Source organism: Arcobacter sp. ISO1, from assembly GCF_058105185.1.
In genome coordinates, this window is the sequence record NZ_CM176573.1 from 1,935,072 (window position 1) to 1,951,901 (window position 16,830).

22 protein-coding genes are annotated in these 16,830 nt (G+C 28.2%); 12 read left to right on the plus strand and 10 right to left on the minus strand.

From position 1 onward, the window contains the following. Positions 1–35 precede the first annotated feature (35 nt). Positions 36–1,385 carry a DNA repair protein RadA gene (gene radA / locus AC2TY9_RS09560; RefSeq protein ID WP_489777221.1) on the minus strand — a complete coding sequence of 450 codons (1,350 nt, stop codon included), beginning with the start codon at positions 1,383–1,385 and terminating at the stop codon, positions 36–38. A gap of 188 nt (positions 1,386–1,573) precedes the next feature. Between radA and AC2TY9_RS09565 the strand changes: the two genes are divergently transcribed. The 3 genes from AC2TY9_RS09565 to AC2TY9_RS09575 all read left to right on the plus strand — a co-directional run bounded on the left by AC2TY9_RS09565 (position 1,574) and on the right by AC2TY9_RS09575 (position 2,846). Continuing rightward, positions 1,574–1,987 (plus strand): gamma-glutamylcyclotransferase family protein, encoded by a 414-nt coding sequence (locus tag AC2TY9_RS09565; RefSeq protein WP_489777222.1) that lies wholly within the window; start codon positions 1,574–1,576, stop codon positions 1,985–1,987. A 71-nt stretch (positions 1,988–2,058) separates the two neighbouring features. Next, positions 2,059–2,361 (plus strand): chorismate mutase, encoded by a 303-nt coding sequence (locus AC2TY9_RS09570; RefSeq protein WP_489777223.1) that lies wholly within the window; start codon positions 2,059–2,061, stop codon positions 2,359–2,361. 119 nt (positions 2,362–2,480) lie between these two features. Further along, the gene (locus tag AC2TY9_RS09575; RefSeq protein WP_489777224.1) at positions 2,481–2,846 is read left to right on the plus strand and encodes a cupin domain-containing protein; all 366 of its coding nucleotides are present in this window, start codon (positions 2,481–2,483) and stop codon (positions 2,844–2,846) included. Positions 2,847–2,881: 35 nt separating this feature from the next. Here the strand turns inward: AC2TY9_RS09575 and AC2TY9_RS09580 are convergent, their stop codons facing one another. Then, positions 2,882–3,313 carry a hypothetical protein gene (locus AC2TY9_RS09580; RefSeq protein WP_489777225.1) on the minus strand — a complete coding sequence of 144 codons (432 nt, stop codon included), beginning with the start codon at positions 3,311–3,313 and terminating at the stop codon, positions 2,882–2,884. A 234-nt stretch (positions 3,314–3,547) separates the two neighbouring features. On the opposite strand from AC2TY9_RS09580, the gene AC2TY9_RS09585 reads away from it, so the two are divergent. The 3 genes from AC2TY9_RS09585 to AC2TY9_RS09595 are packed head-to-tail and all read left to right on the plus strand — an operon-like array spanning position 3,548 to position 6,340. Beyond that, positions 3,548–4,663 carry a hypothetical protein gene (locus AC2TY9_RS09585; RefSeq protein WP_489777226.1) on the plus strand — a complete coding sequence of 372 codons (1,116 nt, stop codon included), beginning with the start codon at positions 3,548–3,550 and terminating at the stop codon, positions 4,661–4,663. After that, positions 4,650–5,036: a hypothetical protein gene (locus tag AC2TY9_RS09590; protein ID WP_489777227.1), complete on the plus strand. Its 387-nt coding sequence runs from the start codon at positions 4,650–4,652 to the stop codon at positions 5,034–5,036. Before AC2TY9_RS09585 ends, AC2TY9_RS09590 begins: the two co-directional genes overlap by 14 nt. 2 nt (positions 5,037–5,038) lie before the next feature. Beyond that, positions 5,039–6,340, plus strand: a complete 1,302-nt coding sequence (locus tag AC2TY9_RS09595; protein ID WP_489777228.1) for a PA3715 family protein — start codon at positions 5,039–5,041, stop codon at positions 6,338–6,340. 21 nt (positions 6,341–6,361) lie between these two features. Here the strand turns inward: AC2TY9_RS09595 and AC2TY9_RS09600 are convergent, their stop codons facing one another. Continuing rightward, positions 6,362–7,210: a paraquat-inducible protein A gene (locus tag AC2TY9_RS09600; RefSeq protein ID WP_489777230.1), complete on the minus strand. Its 849-nt coding sequence runs from the start codon at positions 7,208–7,210 to the stop codon at positions 6,362–6,364. Between the two features lie 130 nt (positions 7,211–7,340). On the opposite strand from AC2TY9_RS09600, the gene AC2TY9_RS09605 reads away from it, so the two are divergent. Genes AC2TY9_RS09605 through AC2TY9_RS09620 form a run of 4 tightly spaced genes read left to right on the plus strand, consistent with a single transcriptional unit; the run spans position 7,341 to position 9,345 of the window. Beyond that, the gene (locus AC2TY9_RS09605; protein ID WP_489777231.1) at positions 7,341–7,637 is read left to right on the plus strand and encodes a putative signal transducing protein; all 297 of its coding nucleotides are present in this window, start codon (positions 7,341–7,343) and stop codon (positions 7,635–7,637) included. Between the two features lie 51 nt (positions 7,638–7,688). Further along, positions 7,689–8,321: a tRNA-uridine aminocarboxypropyltransferase gene (locus AC2TY9_RS09610; protein ID WP_489777232.1), complete on the plus strand. Its 633-nt coding sequence runs from the start codon at positions 7,689–7,691 to the stop codon at positions 8,319–8,321. Then, positions 8,318–8,794: a ribonuclease HI gene (locus tag AC2TY9_RS09615; protein ID WP_489777233.1), complete on the plus strand. Its 477-nt coding sequence runs from the start codon at positions 8,318–8,320 to the stop codon at positions 8,792–8,794. The genes AC2TY9_RS09610 and AC2TY9_RS09615 overlap by 4 nt, the downstream gene beginning before the upstream one ends. Continuing rightward, the gene (locus AC2TY9_RS09620) at positions 8,791–9,345 is read left to right on the plus strand and encodes a YqiA/YcfP family alpha/beta fold hydrolase (RefSeq protein WP_489777234.1); all 555 of its coding nucleotides are present in this window, start codon (positions 8,791–8,793) and stop codon (positions 9,343–9,345) included. Before AC2TY9_RS09615 ends, AC2TY9_RS09620 begins: the two co-directional genes overlap by 4 nt. Positions 9,346–9,361: 16 nt before the next feature. Here AC2TY9_RS09620 and AC2TY9_RS09625 read toward each other — a convergent pair whose 3' ends face one another. The 5 genes from AC2TY9_RS09625 to AC2TY9_RS09645 form a co-directional block, all read right to left on the minus strand. Further along, on the minus strand, positions 9,362–10,126 hold the full coding sequence (locus AC2TY9_RS09625) for an HAAS signaling domain-containing protein (protein WP_489777235.1): 765 nt from the start codon (positions 10,124–10,126) through the stop codon (positions 9,362–9,364). Next, on the minus strand, positions 10,123–10,467 hold the full coding sequence (locus tag AC2TY9_RS09630; RefSeq protein ID WP_489777236.1) for a PadR family transcriptional regulator: 345 nt from the start codon (positions 10,465–10,467) through the stop codon (positions 10,123–10,125). Before AC2TY9_RS09630 ends, AC2TY9_RS09625 begins: the two co-directional genes overlap by 4 nt. Before the next feature lie 480 nt (positions 10,468–10,947). Next, the gene (locus AC2TY9_RS09635) at positions 10,948–11,736 is read right to left on the minus strand and encodes a BUD32 family EKC/KEOPS complex subunit (RefSeq protein WP_489777237.1); all 789 of its coding nucleotides are present in this window, start codon (positions 11,734–11,736) and stop codon (positions 10,948–10,950) included. Positions 11,737–11,741: 5 nt separating this feature from the next. Further along, positions 11,742–12,809 (minus strand): signal recognition particle-docking protein FtsY, encoded by a 1,068-nt coding sequence (gene ftsY / locus AC2TY9_RS09640; protein ID WP_489777238.1) that lies wholly within the window; start codon positions 12,807–12,809, stop codon positions 11,742–11,744. A 2-nt stretch (positions 12,810–12,811) separates the two neighbouring features. Further along, complete coding sequence (locus AC2TY9_RS09645; protein ID WP_489777239.1) at positions 12,812–13,384, minus strand: TlpA family protein disulfide reductase; 573 nt, start codon at positions 13,382–13,384, stop codon at positions 12,812–12,814. A gap of 60 nt (positions 13,385–13,444) precedes the next feature. On the opposite strand from AC2TY9_RS09645, the gene AC2TY9_RS09650 reads away from it, so the two are divergent. Then, entirely contained in the window at positions 13,445–13,981 is a 537-nt protein-coding gene (locus AC2TY9_RS09650; RefSeq protein WP_489777240.1) for a 5-formyltetrahydrofolate cyclo-ligase, read from the plus strand. 13 nt (positions 13,982–13,994) lie between these two features. After that, entirely contained in the window at positions 13,995–15,539 is a 1,545-nt protein-coding gene (gene rny / locus AC2TY9_RS09655) for a ribonuclease Y (protein ID WP_489780424.1), read from the plus strand. 149 nt (positions 15,540–15,688) lie between these two features. Here rny and AC2TY9_RS09660 read toward each other — a convergent pair whose 3' ends face one another. Next, positions 15,689–16,186 carry a DUF2062 domain-containing protein gene (locus tag AC2TY9_RS09660; RefSeq protein WP_489777241.1) on the minus strand — a complete coding sequence of 166 codons (498 nt, stop codon included), beginning with the start codon at positions 16,184–16,186 and terminating at the stop codon, positions 15,689–15,691. A gap of 93 nt (positions 16,187–16,279) precedes the next feature. Continuing rightward, the gene (locus AC2TY9_RS09665) at positions 16,280–16,768 is read right to left on the minus strand and encodes a DUF4405 domain-containing protein (protein WP_489777242.1); all 489 of its coding nucleotides are present in this window, start codon (positions 16,766–16,768) and stop codon (positions 16,280–16,282) included. Positions 16,769–16,830 lie beyond the last annotated feature (62 nt).

Here is a 16,830-nt window from a genome sequence, read left to right on the forward strand (position 1 = left end):
AAAGCTCTATTAAAATAGTTCAATTAACATTTTAATCAAAATAATTCTATCATTTTAGGTACTTCATCTACACTAAAAGTTTTAAGCTCAAGTTTTAGATTTGGTTTTTGAGCAACTACAGCTTTTTTTATACCTTGAGCTTGGGCTTCTTTTAATCTCATATCAACAGAATACACATCTTTAATCTCACCAGTTAATGAAACTTCTCCAATAAATACAGACTCTTTAGATATAGGTCTATCTCTAAAACTTGATATAATTGCCGCAATAACAGCTAAATCTGCTGAACTTTCTTTGATTTTTATACCACCTGAAATATTTACAAAAACATCATAATGGTTTAGTGGTAAATCAATCTTTTTTTCAAGTAGGGCTAAAAGCATATTTAATCTATTTGCATCAAAACCAGTGGCAGATCTTTTTGGATTAGGGTAGGTTGATTCAGTTACAAGTGCTTGAACTTCTATAATCAAAGCACGACTTCCTTCCATAACTACACTTAAAGCTGAACCACTTTGAGCCTTACTCTTATCAAAGAATTTTGAAGCAATATCTTTTGCACTTATTAAACCCTCTCCTGTCATCTCAAAAATTCCAATCTCAGAAGTTGAACCAAATCTATTTTTAAATCCTCGAAGCATTCTAAGTTCTCTACTTGCTTCCCCTTCAAAATATAAAACTGTATCAACCATATGTTCTAAAACTCTTGGTCCTGCTATTGAACCATCTTTTGTGATATGACCAATTATAAACATAGCTATATCACTCTCTTTTGCTTTTCTCATAAGTTCAAAAGTGATTTCTCGCACTTGTGATACACTTCCTGGTGCAGAATTTAAAGCACTAGAATAAATAGTTTGAATAGAGTCAATAATAACAACTTCATAATCATCTCTTAAAAGTTCATCTTGTATTTCTTCAAGTTTAATTTCACTTAATAAATAAAGGTCATCGTGGTTTGCATCAAGTCTATTTGCTCTTAGTTTTATTTGTCCAGAGCTTTCTTCACCTGATACATATAAAACTTTTTTCCCACTAGAAGCAATACTTCCTGCAACTTTAAGTAAAAGTGTAGATTTCCCAACCCCTGGGCTTCCACCAATAAGTGTTAAACTTCCTGGAACTATCCCGCCACCTAAAACTAAATCAAATTCATCATTGTTTGATGAAAATCTTGAAACATCATCTTGTTTTATTTGTGTTATAGGAGTTGCTTTTGAAGTAGAGTTTACTACTTTTGCTGTTTGTTTTAGTACTTCTTGTTGGTCTTGGTTTAATTCTATGAAACTATCCCAACTTCCGCAGTTTGGGCATTTTCCTAGCCATTTTGTACTTTGTTCTCCACAGTGTTGACACTCAAAAAGTGATGTTTTCTTTTTAGCCATTTTTTATAACCTTTTTATTTTATGATGAAATTATAATAAAAAAAATTTAAAGAGATGAAAAATATGACATTTTGTAATTTTATTGTAGTAAGGATTTTAATTAAATGTTAGAATATTTACTATTAAGTTATTTAGTATGTTATTTTTATATAATATTTCCTTCATAAATAGTTAAGTGAAGGATTTTAATGGACAATTCAAATCAAAGATTAAACGATGTGTTTTTTTATGGATTATATATGGATGAAGAAATATTAAAAGCTAAAAATGTAGAACCTAGAAATAAAAGAGTTGCGTTTGCATATGATCATCAACTCAGAGTTGGGAATATGGCAACAATTTTGAGAAAAAAAGATTCACAAGCTTATGGATTAGTATATTCATTAACCCATGATGAAGTTGATGTTTTATATCAAAAATCAGGATTAACTGATTATATTTCAGAATCAATATTAGTTGAATTAGAAGATGGTTCAAAAATTGCCACTTTATGTTGTATTTTATTAAATCCACCAGCAAGTGACGAAAGTAATCCTAAATATTTTAAAAAATTAAAATTATGTATGGAAAGTTATGGTTTGCCTGTACCAACTACAGTATAATAAATCAAATGAGCCAATAAATTACTCTGCAGGCAATTTTAAACGTTATACATAGAATAGGAAAAAATAAAATGATAGAACCAAAAAAATGTAAAGATATGAATGATATAAGAACTGCGATAGATGAAATAGACGCTGATATTGTAAAAATGATTTCAAAAAGATCTGAATATGTTTATGAAGCATCGAAGTTTAAAAAAGATGAAACAGCAGTAAAAGATTCAAACAGAGTAGCCAAAGTTATTAAATCAAAAAAAGAATTGGCGATTAAACATGGCGTATCGCCAGAATTAATTGGAGATATTTATAAAATGATGATAGATTTTTTTATAAAAGAAGAATTAAAAGAGTGGAACAAGCAACAAGGTGTATAACATTTGAGTTGAAAAATATACAAGAATTGAATTAAGAGTATTAAAAGAGTATAGTGTAAATAAAAATTTACTCAAACAGAAGAAATTTAAAAAGATTATAAAATGGGATACTTATAGATATGAAATATAGCGCGATAAATTTGAAAAATAAACTATCACTATTTGAAGAGCTGTGGTCTCCTCGAGTGATTGCAGAGATGAATGATTATCAGTTTAAACTCGCGAAAGCTGAAGGCGAATTTGTTTGGCATTCTCATGCAGACACTGATGAAGTATTTATAGTGATTGATGGTACTTTAGAAATTGAATTTCGAGATGGTAAGGTAACTCTTACTAATGGTGAGATGTTTGTTATTCCAAAAGGAGTAGAACATAAACCGTTTGCAAAAAGTTTGTGTCAAGTTCTTCTTGTTGAGCCCAAAGGTGTGGTCAATACAGGTGATTCTGGTGGCGACCTAACTGCTAAAAGTGATATTTGGGTGTAAAGTAGCTAACAAGGCATTTAACACTGACCATTAACTTAAGATTCTGTTTTTGCTAATAATGCTTTCATTAACTCAGCTTTAGATTGTAATTCAAAATCTATGTTTTTTAGCCAGTCTTCAATTACTTCTTTTTTATAGGTTAATTCTCTTTGTTTATAAGCTTCTGCCTCAGCTTCTTTATCCCAGTTACCATCTTCATCTAAAAATGAATCTTGTGCATAAACTCCATCTATAGTTATTTTAGTAGGTATTGGGTTGTTATTTTCATCAAAAGTGTAACCATCAAGCTGTACATATTTTGTTGGTGGTGGATTATTAGCTTCTTTACTTATTACTTTAAGGGTATCACTAAAATTTACTTGTTTATCAAATTGACTAAATTGATTCTTAATAGAATCACTTGAATCAATATCTATACTAAAAAAACCAATATTAAAGCTATTTACTATATTATCAATTGAAGACATAAAAGACTCCTTTTCTATAGGAAAAATAACATATATTATAACAAAGTAAATGTGAATTTATACTCTTTTTTGTATCATATACGTAATAATTTAAAATTGGTATTTTTTATCATTCTATAATAGACGTTAGTTTATTAAGGATTTAGATGATAAATATATATAATATATGTTTAATGATTATTTATGTTTTAAAGAGATTGAGTGAAATCAAACTAAGGAAAAGGATATAGCTTTATGGAAATAATCTTCATTACTTTTCTTTTGCTCTTGTTTATTGGCATACTATTCCCTGCTTTTAGACTAATAAAGTGGATTTTACAAAATAAAGTAAGGTCACGTGTGGCTTTGGTTTTGTTTGTCATTGGTATTGTTGTACAGATTATTAACCACTTATTTTTTAAGAATATGATGTTTATACAATCTGAAGTCTATCCTAACCTTTATTTAGTAAAGTATCCTGAAAAAGATCAGAGTATTCTTCATCAAGCAATTAGGGAAAAAGTAACAAAACACTTGAAAAAAGGCTTTGCAACAGAAAAGAAACTGGCTTATCAAAAAGAAGATTCGATTTTATTTTATAAGTATTATAAGGCTTTTCCTTTTAGTGTTTTTCAAGATGAAGGTACAGCATATTTTTTAGAAAACGAAGAAGATCTAGGTGGCATGGTCACTGAAGAATTAGGTATGTATAGTAAGTATAAGTTGGCAGAATTTGATTATTCTCCCTGTAAAGCCAATGTTACTTTGGAATGTGGAAAGTTTAGTTTCTTCAATAAGGGAAATTTGATTAATAAACCCAATCGTCAGCTTAATAAAAATGTTACAATTTCTGATGTTGAGGAACCGCTAGATAACAGTACTGCGATACCTCAAATAAAGCTGGCGTTCTCCACAAAAAATGAGGTGCTTTTTTTAAATCTCTTTCCTAATAGTTTTCAAGAATTTGTAAGTTATTTTGGATGGAATGAGCACAGCGATTCTCCCAGCCAACTTTATAATGAAAGCTATAGTTATATTACTTATTTTTTTGAATTGATTTCAAATGAAAAATATAAAAACTATGAAAAAAAACTCATTAATATTGCAAAAAATGGCAAATGGCAAGCTGATGCCGTTAATTATTTTCAAGACAAATCTATAAAGTATATCAAGAAAAAACAGCGATATAATCTAATCAATAATCTAGAATTCAATGAAGCAAAGTCGGTTTTATTTTTTCTCTTTGATGGACCACATCCACAATTTGACAAAAAGTTTACGCATAGCTTTAATAATCACAAAATGAATATTATCTATGATTTGTTTGCAAATGAGTTTAAAATGAAAGGAATACCCAATGAAAACGAATGAAAAAAAAGTTCTTCAATCAAATAAAATGGGAAAACTCATTTTGGAGTATGCCCTTTGGACTGTGGTTGCCCTGATTTTTGGTATTGGGTATATGTATCTGATTTTAGTGATTTTTGGTAGTTCATTTGCCGAAGAAACAAATATTGTGTCTTTTATTTATTCTAAAATGATTTTTTTTGGACTACTTTATATGGGGCTAGCCATAGGTTCTATTCTTGCTGTGCTGTTTATAATTCTCGATATTTTTTATCTAAAAAGAAAATTGAAGTATTTTAAGCATAAGTTCATAATACGTGTGTTTTTTATGTTATTTATTTTGGCCTTTATGAGCCCGATACACTACCTTCTTGAAAAAACTTTAGACTGGATCTGATCATGAAACAAACACAAGTTTTAATACTTATATTGGTGTTGATCTCTTATTCTTTTGGACTACAAAAAAAAGATGTGGTAAAGGAAGTAGAAGATGCAACAGAACAAGTAACAAAAGTCATTGAAGTTGAGAAACCCAAAAAAACCAATTTATCTGTTTTTAAAGATGTGATAAAAGGAATAAAAAAAAGAGAACTACCAGTAGTCGAAACTACAAATTTTGACAATTTTATAGAAGAAGATGATTTTAAGGCCATTGACAATCGCACCTTAAAAATCGAAACTATATATCCTGATTTCTATCAAGAAAAATCCAAGTATAAAGCAGTAAGTTCATACAAAGTAACCTTGTCTCAAAAATTTTACACGGTGGTGGTGACATATTTGGTGGGTAAGTATGAAATGGAGTCCACCCTTATTAACTATGATATGCAGGGCAATGTTATTGACCATCAATTGCTTGCTTATGACGAGGTTGAAAAAGAGCAAACGTCAACAACGTCAAGAATCAGCGAACATACCATCACTAGTCAGCACAGTTCTTGGGGTTTAACGAAAGAGATTGCTGAGGAAGAATTTGTCATCAATCACGACGGCACTATAGACAAGCTAGCATCAAAAAAGTTGAGCGATACCATCGATAATGATGCATTGGTTTTATACATTTTAAAAGAGATGAATATTGATCCGCTATTGGTCAAAACAGATTTGATTGCATCAAAAACTAATCCTCAAACTCCAAATGAAGTGATTATAGTCATACCAGAAATAGTAGATGAGGGAGAACAATATTTTACCCTCAACAGCCATATTGTTATTGCCGATAATCGTTCTGGAAAAATAACTTACAAATTCTTTGAAAGCAGCCAGACGAACCAATGGGTTTCAGATGCCATAATGCTCAGCGAAATTAGTATAGATACAGCACGATACCAAATTACTAAAGAAATTCGGGCTTTTGGCGTTAGAGTACGTTATTATGGTATGTCAAGGGTGAATCCCTATGAAAGTGAAACTTTGTCACTTTTTATCAAATCAGGTGATGGTTTAAAAAAGATTCTTGATAAATACCCTATGAAAAATTCTGTTGGTGAATGGAATGGTAACTGTTCTGGTGAATTTAGAGATACAAAAAATACTTTGATTATGTCAGAAAAAAAATCCAATGGTTTTTTTAATATTTTGATAAAAAGCAAGATTGTAGAAACGACAAATGTAGTAAATGCAAATGAGGAATGTGATGCCAAGGAAACAGTAACTAAGCAAACCTCACTATTAAAATTTAATGGAAAAAAATACCAATAAATATAAAGTAAATTCTTTTTTCTAATTCACCCCAATTTTAATCTTATTAAAAAAACTAAGAATTATAGAAAGAATTACATATATAAAAAAGAAATAAAATCCAACTTCGATTTGGGTTACAATTTTTGACATCCCACTACTAACTGATGATAAATATACTAAAAATATTGATAAAACAAATACATCAGTCATAGACCATTTACTAAGAGCTGAAAGTAATTTTGTACTTTTATTTAGTATAGAAAGATGACCTATAAATACATTTACAAATGAAAGTAGGGTTTTAATAAGAGGGAAAATCACTGAAAAAAGTAAGATGATTATTCCTACGAAATATTTTTCTTGGATATAGATAAGTTTATTTATAGATTCTATTATAGTAAGGGATTCAAACTGTAAAATTGCATCTTTTATATTTACTATATTTTGAAAATTATAGTCAAGTAAAATATACATCATAAAAATAGGGCTTATAAGACCAAATACAAGACTTAAAAGTGTAACACTATGTAAGTATGTTAGAAAGATTTTTTTTGAGACAATAAAGAAACTTAGAAGAGATAGAGTAATTATAGTTGCAAAGATAATTACATACTCTATTGGTTTCTCTTTTAGTTTTTCTAGTTCTAATTGTTTTGATGAAGCATCATTTTTACTTTTATTTGGTTTTTCTCCTAAGAGTGCTCCTATAAGATCATTTAGCATCTCTTTTGTGTTTTCTTCTACACTATTTTTTATAGTTTGTTCTTGGGCATATTGTTTGTAAGTATTTTCATAGATTTTCGCATTTTTATATGAGTTGAAAGCAAAAAAAGTAAGAGAGAAAAAAACAACAGTTAATGTAAGTATTGAGATAATGTTTTTTGCCATTTAGGTTACCTTTAAATTTAAAGTGCAATTATAATCAAATATATTGAAAAGATTAAATAATATATCAAAATTTAAAATTTAATGTATTTTAGAAAAAAGCTGTATTAGAATTATAATATAAAGGATTAATATGTTTGTTGAGCTAAAAACATTATATAGTGAAATCGAAGCACAAATTTTAGTAACTTTATTGAATGATAGAAACATAGAATCTATAATAGATAAAGATGATGCAGGTGGTATGCATCCACATCTACAAACAATTACAGGGGTTAAAGTATTAGTAAAAGAAAAAGACTTTGATATAGCTAAGTCAATTTTAGAAAAAACAAATGATAATTTACCTACATGGAGATGTAAAAATTGTAATGAAGTTCATGAAGGACAGTTTTTGGTATGTTGGAATTGTGGGGAAAGTAAGTATTAAGATGTTATTTAAGTAATAAGTGAATAAAATTCCTTTTTAATTAAAGGATTAATGATAATAGATTCAAGGGAAGTTTGCTTCAAGTGTTATAGACCAAAAAGTTCTTGTATGTGTTCATACATAAAAAGTATTGAGACTAAAACTAAATTTGTGATTTTAATGCACCCAAAAGAGTTTAGAAAAACAAAAAATGGGACAGGGCATTTTACTAATCTATCATTACCAAATTCAGAGATTCATATAGGGATAGATTTTACCAATCATAAAAGAGTAAATGAGATAATTGAAAATAAAAACATAAACTCTTATGTATTATATCCAGGCCTTGATAGTATTGATTTAAATACAAAACCAATAGGTAGTAGTAAAAAAGCAAATGTAATATTTATCATAGATTCTACTTGGCCTTGTTCAAAAAAGATGTTAAGACTAAGTAGAAATCTAAAAAATTTACCAAAAGTTAGTTTTCAATATACAAAAAAATCAGATTTTAAAATCAAAACTCAGCCTAATCAATATTGTTTATCTACTATTGAATCAACACTTTGTGTTCTTAAATTGTTAAATCAGCATAAACTAGAAGATATTTCAACAAAAGAGTTTGAGAATTTTTTAGAACCTTTTTCAAAAATGGTAGAGTATCAGATAAATTGTTCTTTAAATAAGGAGATTAGATATAGATGAGTGGGATAAAACTTTTTTGTGATGGTAGTGTAAACCCACAAAGTAAAATTGGTTTTGGAGCTTATTTTATATATGATGAAACTCTAGAGAATCAAAATATATTTATAAAAAAATTTGAAAACACCTCTTCAACAAAACTTGAATTAGAGGTTTTACTTTGGGCATTAGATGATGAAGATTTAAAAAATGCAGAAATAACTGTTTTCACAGATTGTCAAAATATATTGACTTTATTAGATCGAAGAGAAAAATTAGAAAAAAATAGTTACTTAACAAAAACTGGGAAAAAAGTTAAAAACGAAGAGCTTTATAAAATTTTTTATTCAAAAATAAAAAAACTAAATTTGAACTTTGTTAAAATAAAAGGTCACAAAAAAACAGCTTTGAAAGATGAACTTGATAATCTTTTTAATTTGGTTGATAAAGCATCAAGAAAAGCACTTAGAGAATTTAATAGAAAAGAGAAAATATGATTATATATATACACGGTTTTGGAAGTAGTGGACATGGTGGTAAAGCAACACTTTTTAGGGAATATTTTGAAGACGAAGTTATTGCTCCATCTTTATCATATGTACCTAGTTTAGCAATAGATACTCTAGAACAACTAATTGAATTACTTTTAGAAAAAGATGAAAATGTAGGCTTAGTAGGCTCATCTTTAGGTGGATATTATTCAATCTATTTAGCAAATAAATATGATTTAAAAGCTGTTTTAATAAATCCAGCAATTTATCCATACAAAACTTTAGATAAAGTTGGTATGGCGATGAATTATTATGATAGTACATCTTTTGAAGTTACAAATGAACATATTCAACAACTTAAAGCTTTAGAAGTAAATGAGATAGAAAAACAAGAAAATTTTTTAACACTACTTCAAACTGAAGATGAGGTTTTAGATTATACAGAAGCAGAAGAAAAACTAAGTGAAAGTGAACTTATAATTGAAGAGGGTGGAAATCATTCTTTTGAAAATATTGAAAGCTACTTTAGAAAAATTGGTAGTTTTTTAGGGGAGTAGATTCTTCCCCTAAAATTTAATACTCGTATGGTACAACTTCACTTTGATAAACTTTACCTTTTATTAGTATACCCTCTTCATTTGATTTTATCTTTTTAAAATCACTTTCTTCCCCATTTAATTCATATTTATATTGGGTCTTTTTAGAAGCAACTCTTATTCTACTTTGTCTTGAATTAAATTGAATCTCATCTTTTGGTTCAACAAATACAATTTCAGATTGAATAGATTTTATATTTAGTTTTTGTTTTGGTACTTTCAAAAAGCATCTTGATTGTTTTATTACAAAAGTATTTTCATTTTGAATATTTTTATTCCCTTCACAACTTACTTCAAATACATTTTTATCACTCCCATAAAGTACAACTTTAGCTTGTTCAATATCTAAAGAGTCTATATTATCGATTTTTTTCCATTGGTTTTCAACTTTTGTATCAATTGTATTAGCATCAAATTTAGCATAATCAAATGGGTCTTTAATTATATTATAAACAAAAATTGCAACAGCAATAGAAACTACAATAAGGAAAATAATAATTGTAAAAACAGCCTTTTTAGTTTTAGACCATATCTTTTTACCTTTAGATTCATTAATTGGCATATCTTCTAAATAACTGTTTGCAAGCTCTTGGGGTGTTCCAAATCTTTCAACAAGTAAAGAATAACTAGCATCGCTTTCTTCAATGTAACTTTCTATCTCTTTTACAATCTCTTCTTTTTTATTATGTTCAAGAACAGATAAATGTTTTTTTAATTGTTTTATGTAGTCATTTGTTTTCATTTTTTCTTTCCTTTTAGATTTTCTAAACTTTTATTGTGTGAATCGAAGGTTTCAATTAATTTAGGTAAAATTTCTTGACCTTTTATACTGATTTTATACTCCCTTTTTGGATGCCCACTTGTTTTAGGCATATTCCAAGATGACTCTAACCAACCGTTTTGTTCCATTCTATTTAGTAGAGGGTATAATGTTCCCTCATTTATACTTAGTTCAACTTCTTCAAAAGCTTTTATAAGTGCAACACCATGATGTGCTCCATTTTGCTTTAAAGTAATAAGAGTACATAATTCAATGTAACCTTTTCGAAATTGAGCTAACCATTTTTTGTAATCTTCTTCCATAGTTTGCCTTTCATTTATCAATTTTTAATCTCTTAACATATGAAAGTATATCACAATATACTTTGTAATGCAAAGTAAATTACATTAAAGAGTAATATGGGTAGAGTTTTTTATAAATAAAGATCCCTAAAATAGGGTTCAAAAAGGAAATTATAAAATTTTGAAATTTTTTGTTTTGTATGCTTATGAATTATTATAATGGTATATTTTTTTAAATATTGAGAGTGATTTTAGAAAAATTGGAAGCTTTTTAGTTTAAAGTTTTTACAAAGGCTTCACAAAAGTTAGAATAATCAATTTAATAAATATATTAATTAAGATTTTGCTTGAATGCAATAAGAGACTCAACAAAGCTCAAAATATAGAGTTTATCTATAAATTTTGTGCCTTATTGTTTTGTCATAAATAAGTACTAATTTTCTTTAAGTGAGTCCACGATATCTGAAAAAAATTCTAATAGCAAGGAGTTTAATTATGTCTTTAAAGTTTTTGTAAGGTTTTCACTAATTTATAAGTATTAATTACATCATCAAAAAATAGATTATAAAAGAGTTTGTTTTCAATAATTTTAGTTAAAAATCTCAATTTTAAAGCAATTGATTTTAATTCTTTATCAATTCCTTCTTTTTTTGTTTCTTTCATATAAATATCAATAATCTCTTTATAATCTATATCTTTTTTTAATTCTGTAAGTGAGAATAAAAATAAGAAGAAATCTCTAAACTGAATATCTTCTAGTTTAAAGTTTTTATCAAAACTATCTTCGAAGTCTATAGCACTAACAATACCATTTTTAAAAGTGTAGTTTTTTACTTGTGGTCCACCATGGTATTCATCATTATTGTGAATTTTTATTAGTAGGTTTAGTGTATCTTTTAATCTATTCTCAAAAACAGTTTTTTTAAGTTCTTTATTTCTTAAAAAACTTTTTATAGTTACTCCATTATCTTCTAAAACAAAAATATCCCTATTACAACCTAAAACTTCTGGAACATTGATATTCTTTTCCTTTAGTCTTTGAAGTTTTGAAACCTCATGGATTAAAGTTTGCTCTTTTGTTTTACTTTCAACTGGCATTAGTCCTTTTATATTTGTTAGGGAGTAGGCCATTTTATGAAAAATATTTGATTTTGTTGCTCTTGGTTTTTTTATCCAAACGATTTCATCATTGTATATGTGTTTTATTATCTCTTTATTGTTGATTTTTATCTCATTTAAAACAGACTCTTTAAGTTCTTTAGTAACAAAAAAGTTGATAGTGTTATCCATATATTTTAGTTTTCTTCTGTAAATATTTCATCTAATAATGAATCAACAAAGTTATCAGGGCTAAAGTGCATTAAATCATCTGCAGTTTCACCAGTTCCTACAAAAAAGATAGGAAGTTCTAATTGATTTGAAATAGAGAAAAGTGCTCCACCTTTTGCTGTACCATCAAGTTTTGTAACAATGATTCCATCAATCCCTATCATCTCATTAAAAGCTTTAGCTTGTGCGATTGCTGAGTTTCCTTGAGTTCCATCTAAAATCATTAGTTTTTGGTGGGGTGCATTTTCCATAGCTTTATCACAAACTTTTACAATCTTTTTAAGTTCATTACTTAAATTTGTTTGTGTTTGTAATCTACCAGCTGTATCAATAATTACATTGTCAATATTTTTTGAAAGAGCTGAAGAGATAGTATCATAAGCAACAGCACTTGCATCATGTCCTTGTTTCGTTTTTACAATTGGAACATTTAATTTGCTTGCCCAAGTATCTAGTTGTTCAATAGCAGCAGCTCTAAAAGTATCTCCTGCTCCAAGAACTACAGACTTACCTTCTTTTTTACTTTTATTGGCAAGTTTTGCAATTGTTGTTGTTTTTCCTGCTCCATTAACACCTATGATTAATCTAACAAAAGGTTTAGGTAAATTTGAAAGATCTACATCAGGAGCATGTTCAAATAGCATAACAAGTCTGTGTCTTAATTGTTTTCTTGTAATCATTTCAGGAAGTCCATCCATTGCTTTTTCAATGATTTCATATTCCATATCTGATTCAATTAAAAGTTCTTCAATATCATCAAAGGCAATTTTTTCTTTTTTTTGTGGTACAACTGATTTAATATTTTCAAAGGTTTTTGATAAAGCTCTTGAAAAAAAACTTTTTGAAGCTAAATCTTCTTGAGTCTCTACTTGTTTAGGTTCTTCTTCTTGAATATTCTCTTCAATTATATTTACAGTTTCTTCTTCTTGAAGTTCCTCTTGTTTAGGCTCTTGCTCTTTTATTTCTTCTTCTTGAAGCTCGTCTTGAATATTGTCTTCATCTTTTTTATCTTTTTTCTTGAAAAAACTAAACATTATTATTTTCCTAAAGCTTTTTTAATATCTGTTTCTATCATCTCTTCTGGAACGATACCTACATATTTTTGTACAATAGCTCCCTTTGGATCAAAAAGATACATAGTTGGAATTATTCTAACTCCTCCCATCAAATCTGCAATTTTTAAATTGTTTTCAGAATTTGTTACAGTGTAATTAATCTTATATTCATTTACAAAATCAGTTAACTTTGTTTTCTCAGATAATTGACCACTTTTTTCTCCAACATTTACAGCAATAATTTCAAAATTATCTTTGTATTTATTCTTTAAATTTATTAAATGTGGGATCTCTGCTTTACAAGGTGGACACCATGTAGCAAAAAAATTAACAAGTATAACTTTTCCTTGCATTTCATCAACTTTTAGTGTTTCATTTTTATAAGTTAAATTGATTGGTGTTTCACCCAATGTTTCTAGTTGATATTTTGTTTGTATATCTTTTTGCGTTGATGTTTCAGTTCCAGCTTCAGTTGTATTCTCATCTTTTGAGTCACATCCATTTAGTAGCAGCATGGCAGAAATTATTAAAAAAAGTAATTTTTTAAACTGCATTTTAATTCCTTATGGGTAAAATATTTTAAGGTAAGAATTTTACCCAAGTAAGGCTTAAATATGATGATGAATCACAAGAGTGATTTTAGAAAATCGTGTATTAAAAGATTAGAGTTTCAAAGCCGTTTTTTAAAATTCTACAAAGATAAGAAAACAGTAAAAAAAATTAAAAGTTTTATAAATAGTTATAAACCTAATAACATTTTGTTATATATTCCAATGGGTATGGAAGTAAACGTACTTCCATTAATAAACGAACTAAGGAGAACAAAGATTAATGTCTTTGTTCCCTTTATGGTTGAGGACAGTTTTAAATTAGTAAGATATAGATTACCATTACATAAAAAAAAGTTTGGTATTAAAGAGCCAAACAATTCATTTTGCAAAAATTCTAAAATCGATCTAGCAATAGTACCAGTTGTTGGAGTTGATAAAGAGTGTAAAAGAATTGGCTTTGGAAAAGGAATGTACGACAGATTTTTTGATAGGTTAAATTATAAACCTGTAATTATTTTTACTCAATTAACACTTTGTAAATCAGATAAAAAACTAACTAATCAATACGATATTCAAGCCGACTATATAATTACAAGTTAAGGTAAATACCATGATGACAACAGTGATAGTCGCTATAGTTGTTGCGATACTAAGTATAGCAATAACAATATATGTATTAAAGAAAATAAATAAAGCAAAATTTGACATCTACATTGAACAAGCGAAAGCAAAAGCCAAAGTGATTGAGCATGAAGCTGAAGTTGTTTTAAAAGATGCACAAATTAAAGCTAAGAAAGATTACGACAGGGAATTTAAGGCTGGCAAAAGAGAATATGATGAGATGCTTTCTCAAATTGAGAAGAAAGAGAAAGAATTAAATCATCATTTAGAATCTGAGCTAAGAATAATCAAAGAACAAAAAGCAGAAATTGTTGAAAAAAATGAAAAAATTACTACTTTAAAAGAGGGTTTAAAAAGACAACAAAAAACTTTTGAAGAAAAAATTTCAAAGGCAATTAAAGTATTGGAAAACTCTTCAGGTCTTACTCAAGAGGAAGCAAAAGAGCTGATGATTGAGAAAGTTAAAGAAGACTCAAGAGCTCAAATTGCATCAATTTTCAGAAGAAAATATAAACTTGCAGAGCAAAAGTCTAAAGAGGAAATTAATAATATCCTCTCTCAAGCTGTTACAAGATATGCTGGTGAGTTTGCAGCTGAAAGACTTATCAATAATCTACCATTATCTGATGAGGAAACTAAAGGTAAAATTATTGGTAAAGAGGGACGAAATATCAAAGCCCTTGAGATGTTATTGGGTGTTGATATAATTATTGATGATACTCCTAATACAATCACAATCTCTTCATTTAATCTATATAGAAGAGCAATTGCAACAAGAACTATTCAAGAACTACTTGAAGATGGAAGAATTCAACCTGCTAGAATTGAAGAGATTTTTAATAAGGTTAAAACTGAATTTGATAAAAACATCTTAAAAGAGGGTGAAGATGTTATTATGGAGCTAGGAATTAAATCTATGCATCCAGAGCTTATCAAACTAATTGGTCGATTAAGATACAGAGCTTCATATGGACAAAATGCTTTAAAACACACATTAGAAGTTGCAAATTTAGCAGGACTTATTGCCGCTCAAATGGGAGGGGATACTGTATTAGCTAGACGTGCGGGTATTTTACATGATATTGGTAAAGCATTAACTCATGACATGCCAGGAAGCCATGTTGATTTAGGTGCTGAGATTTGTAAAAGATATGATGAACCAGCAACTGTTATTAATGCAGTTTATGCTCACCATGGCCATGAAGAACCAATCAATGTAGAATCAGCTGCTGTTTGTGCTGCTGATGCACTTAGTGCTGCAAGACCAGGTGCTAGAAGAGAAGTTTTAGAAAGTTTCTTAAAAAGAGTAGAAGAGGTTGAAAATATTTCAACTAGTAAAACTGGTGTTATCAATGCCTATGCAATTAACGCTGGAAGAGAAGTTAGAGTAATAGTAAAAGCTGAATTAGTAAATGATGATGAAGCTGTATTACTTGCAACTGAGATTGCCAAAGAGATTGAAGAAAAAGTTCAGTATCCAGGGGAAATCAAAGTAAACGTAATCAGAGAACTTCGAGCGCAATCATACGCAAGATAAGCTTCATCTTTTAGCTTTACTTTGCGTTGAACGAAAAAATTTAAGTACTCACTTACTTGATGTAAGCTCCCACTTAAATTTTTTCATTCGCCTTAATTAAAACAAAAATTTAAAGCTTTTCTTGCATATGAACAACTTATTTTTTTACACTATTTAAAACTATTTTTCCTATTCTTTTTAACTGTATAAATCCAAAGAAAATTGACAATTACAACACATACAACACTTGAAAATATTCCTACAACTAAAGCTCCACTCCAAAGACATAATGCAATATCTCCAAAATTGTCGTACATAGAATCAAACTCAAACTTTACAGGGTTTTGTGGATTTATTAACAGTTTTCCAATTTGGTATTCAAAATAAAATAGTGGAGGCATTGTAATTGGATTACTAATAAATATAAGTGCAAAACTAAGGGGAAGGTTTACACTAAATATAATTGCTAAAATAGTAGCTAATACCATTTGTAATGGCATTGGTAAACAAGCTACAAAAATTCCAATAAAAACACCACCTAAAACTTTTTTTCTAGATAAACTCCATAAATCTTTGTTATCTAAAAGTTTTCCGAATATTTTTAAAAATCTTTGCTCTTTTATTTTTTCATGACTTGGTAAAATTTTTTTCAATCTTTTTTTTGGCAAGAATAACCTTTTGTATAAAATCGCGTAATTTTATCTAAATATAATATTTTTTTGATTACACGATTTTAAAGGTCATAACTAATAAGTAAAAATTTATTTTGAGGAAATTATGCTTACTATTTTAAATGGACTTATATTATTTTCTTTTGCTATTATACTTATTGATTTTCCTTCACTAAAAACTATATTTTCAGCTTTTAATTTTTCAACGGCTTTTTCATAATCCCCATTTAACAGTTTAAAAGAGATAGTTGTTGGAGTATTTAAAACTTTTCCGATTAACATTTTTTTTGGATTATCACCCTTTTCTAAACTACTTATTATAAATGCTGAACTAACTACAAAAGTAATTGCAACTGCAAATAAAAACACTTTTTTTGAAAAATAGTTCTTCATGGCTTTCCAATTTGCAAATACATGAAATAGTGCAACAGTAACAAATACTAAGCCTAAAACCTCATGTAATTCTTTTACATATTTGTCATAAAAGTGAAAATACATCATTACTCCACTAGTACCAATTACTAAAAACATCAATGTTGTAAAAGATGTTGCATAGTCTCTCATCTTAAAATTCTTCATCACAATCCTTCTTTTTTAATGGTAAAATTTTACATTATTTAAATTACAAAAATTAAACTCAA

Coding starts and splice junctions, on each gene's coding strand:
- radA (WP_489777221.1), bottom strand. CDS start 1,385: ATGGCTAAAAAGAAAACATCACTTTTTGAGTGTCAACACTGTGGAGAA.
- AC2TY9_RS09565 (WP_489777222.1), top strand. CDS start 1,574: ATGGACAATTCAAATCAAAGATTAAACGATGTGTTTTTTTATGGATTA.
- AC2TY9_RS09570 (WP_489777223.1), top strand. CDS start 2,059: ATGATAGAACCAAAAAAATGTAAAGATATGAATGATATAAGAACTGCG.
- AC2TY9_RS09575 (WP_489777224.1), top strand. CDS start 2,481: ATGAAATATAGCGCGATAAATTTGAAAAATAAACTATCACTATTTGAA.
- AC2TY9_RS09580 (WP_489777225.1), bottom strand. CDS start 3,313: ATGTCTTCAATTGATAATATAGTAAATAGCTTTAATATTGGTTTTTTT.
- AC2TY9_RS09585 (WP_489777226.1), top strand. CDS start 3,548: ATGGAAATAATCTTCATTACTTTTCTTTTGCTCTTGTTTATTGGCATA.
- AC2TY9_RS09590 (WP_489777227.1), top strand. CDS start 4,650: ATGAAAACGAATGAAAAAAAAGTTCTTCAATCAAATAAAATGGGAAAA.
- AC2TY9_RS09595 (WP_489777228.1), top strand. CDS start 5,039: ATGAAACAAACACAAGTTTTAATACTTATATTGGTGTTGATCTCTTAT.
- AC2TY9_RS09600 (WP_489777230.1), bottom strand. CDS start 7,210: ATGGCAAAAAACATTATCTCAATACTTACATTAACTGTTGTTTTTTTC.
- AC2TY9_RS09605 (WP_489777231.1), top strand. CDS start 7,341: ATGTTTGTTGAGCTAAAAACATTATATAGTGAAATCGAAGCACAAATT.
- AC2TY9_RS09610 (WP_489777232.1), top strand. CDS start 7,689: ATGATAATAGATTCAAGGGAAGTTTGCTTCAAGTGTTATAGACCAAAA.
- AC2TY9_RS09615 (WP_489777233.1), top strand. CDS start 8,318: ATGAGTGGGATAAAACTTTTTTGTGATGGTAGTGTAAACCCACAAAGT.
- AC2TY9_RS09620 (WP_489777234.1), top strand. CDS start 8,791: ATGATTATATATATACACGGTTTTGGAAGTAGTGGACATGGTGGTAAA.
- AC2TY9_RS09625 (WP_489777235.1), bottom strand. CDS start 10,126: ATGAAAACAAATGACTACATAAAACAATTAAAAAAACATTTATCTGTT.
- AC2TY9_RS09630 (WP_489777236.1), bottom strand. CDS start 10,467: ATGGAAGAAGATTACAAAAAATGGTTAGCTCAATTTCGAAAAGGTTAC.
- AC2TY9_RS09635 (WP_489777237.1), bottom strand. CDS start 11,736: ATGGATAACACTATCAACTTTTTTGTTACTAAAGAACTTAAAGAGTCT.
- ftsY (WP_489777238.1), bottom strand. CDS start 12,809: ATGTTTAGTTTTTTCAAGAAAAAAGATAAAAAAGATGAAGACAATATT.
- AC2TY9_RS09645 (WP_489777239.1), bottom strand. CDS start 13,384: ATGCAGTTTAAAAAATTACTTTTTTTAATAATTTCTGCCATGCTGCTA.
- AC2TY9_RS09650 (WP_489777240.1), top strand. CDS start 13,445: ATGATGATGAATCACAAGAGTGATTTTAGAAAATCGTGTATTAAAAGA.
- rny (WP_489780424.1), top strand. CDS start 13,995: ATGACAACAGTGATAGTCGCTATAGTTGTTGCGATACTAAGTATAGCA.
- AC2TY9_RS09665 (WP_489777242.1), bottom strand. CDS start 16,768: ATGAAGAATTTTAAGATGAGAGACTATGCAACATCTTTTACAACATTG.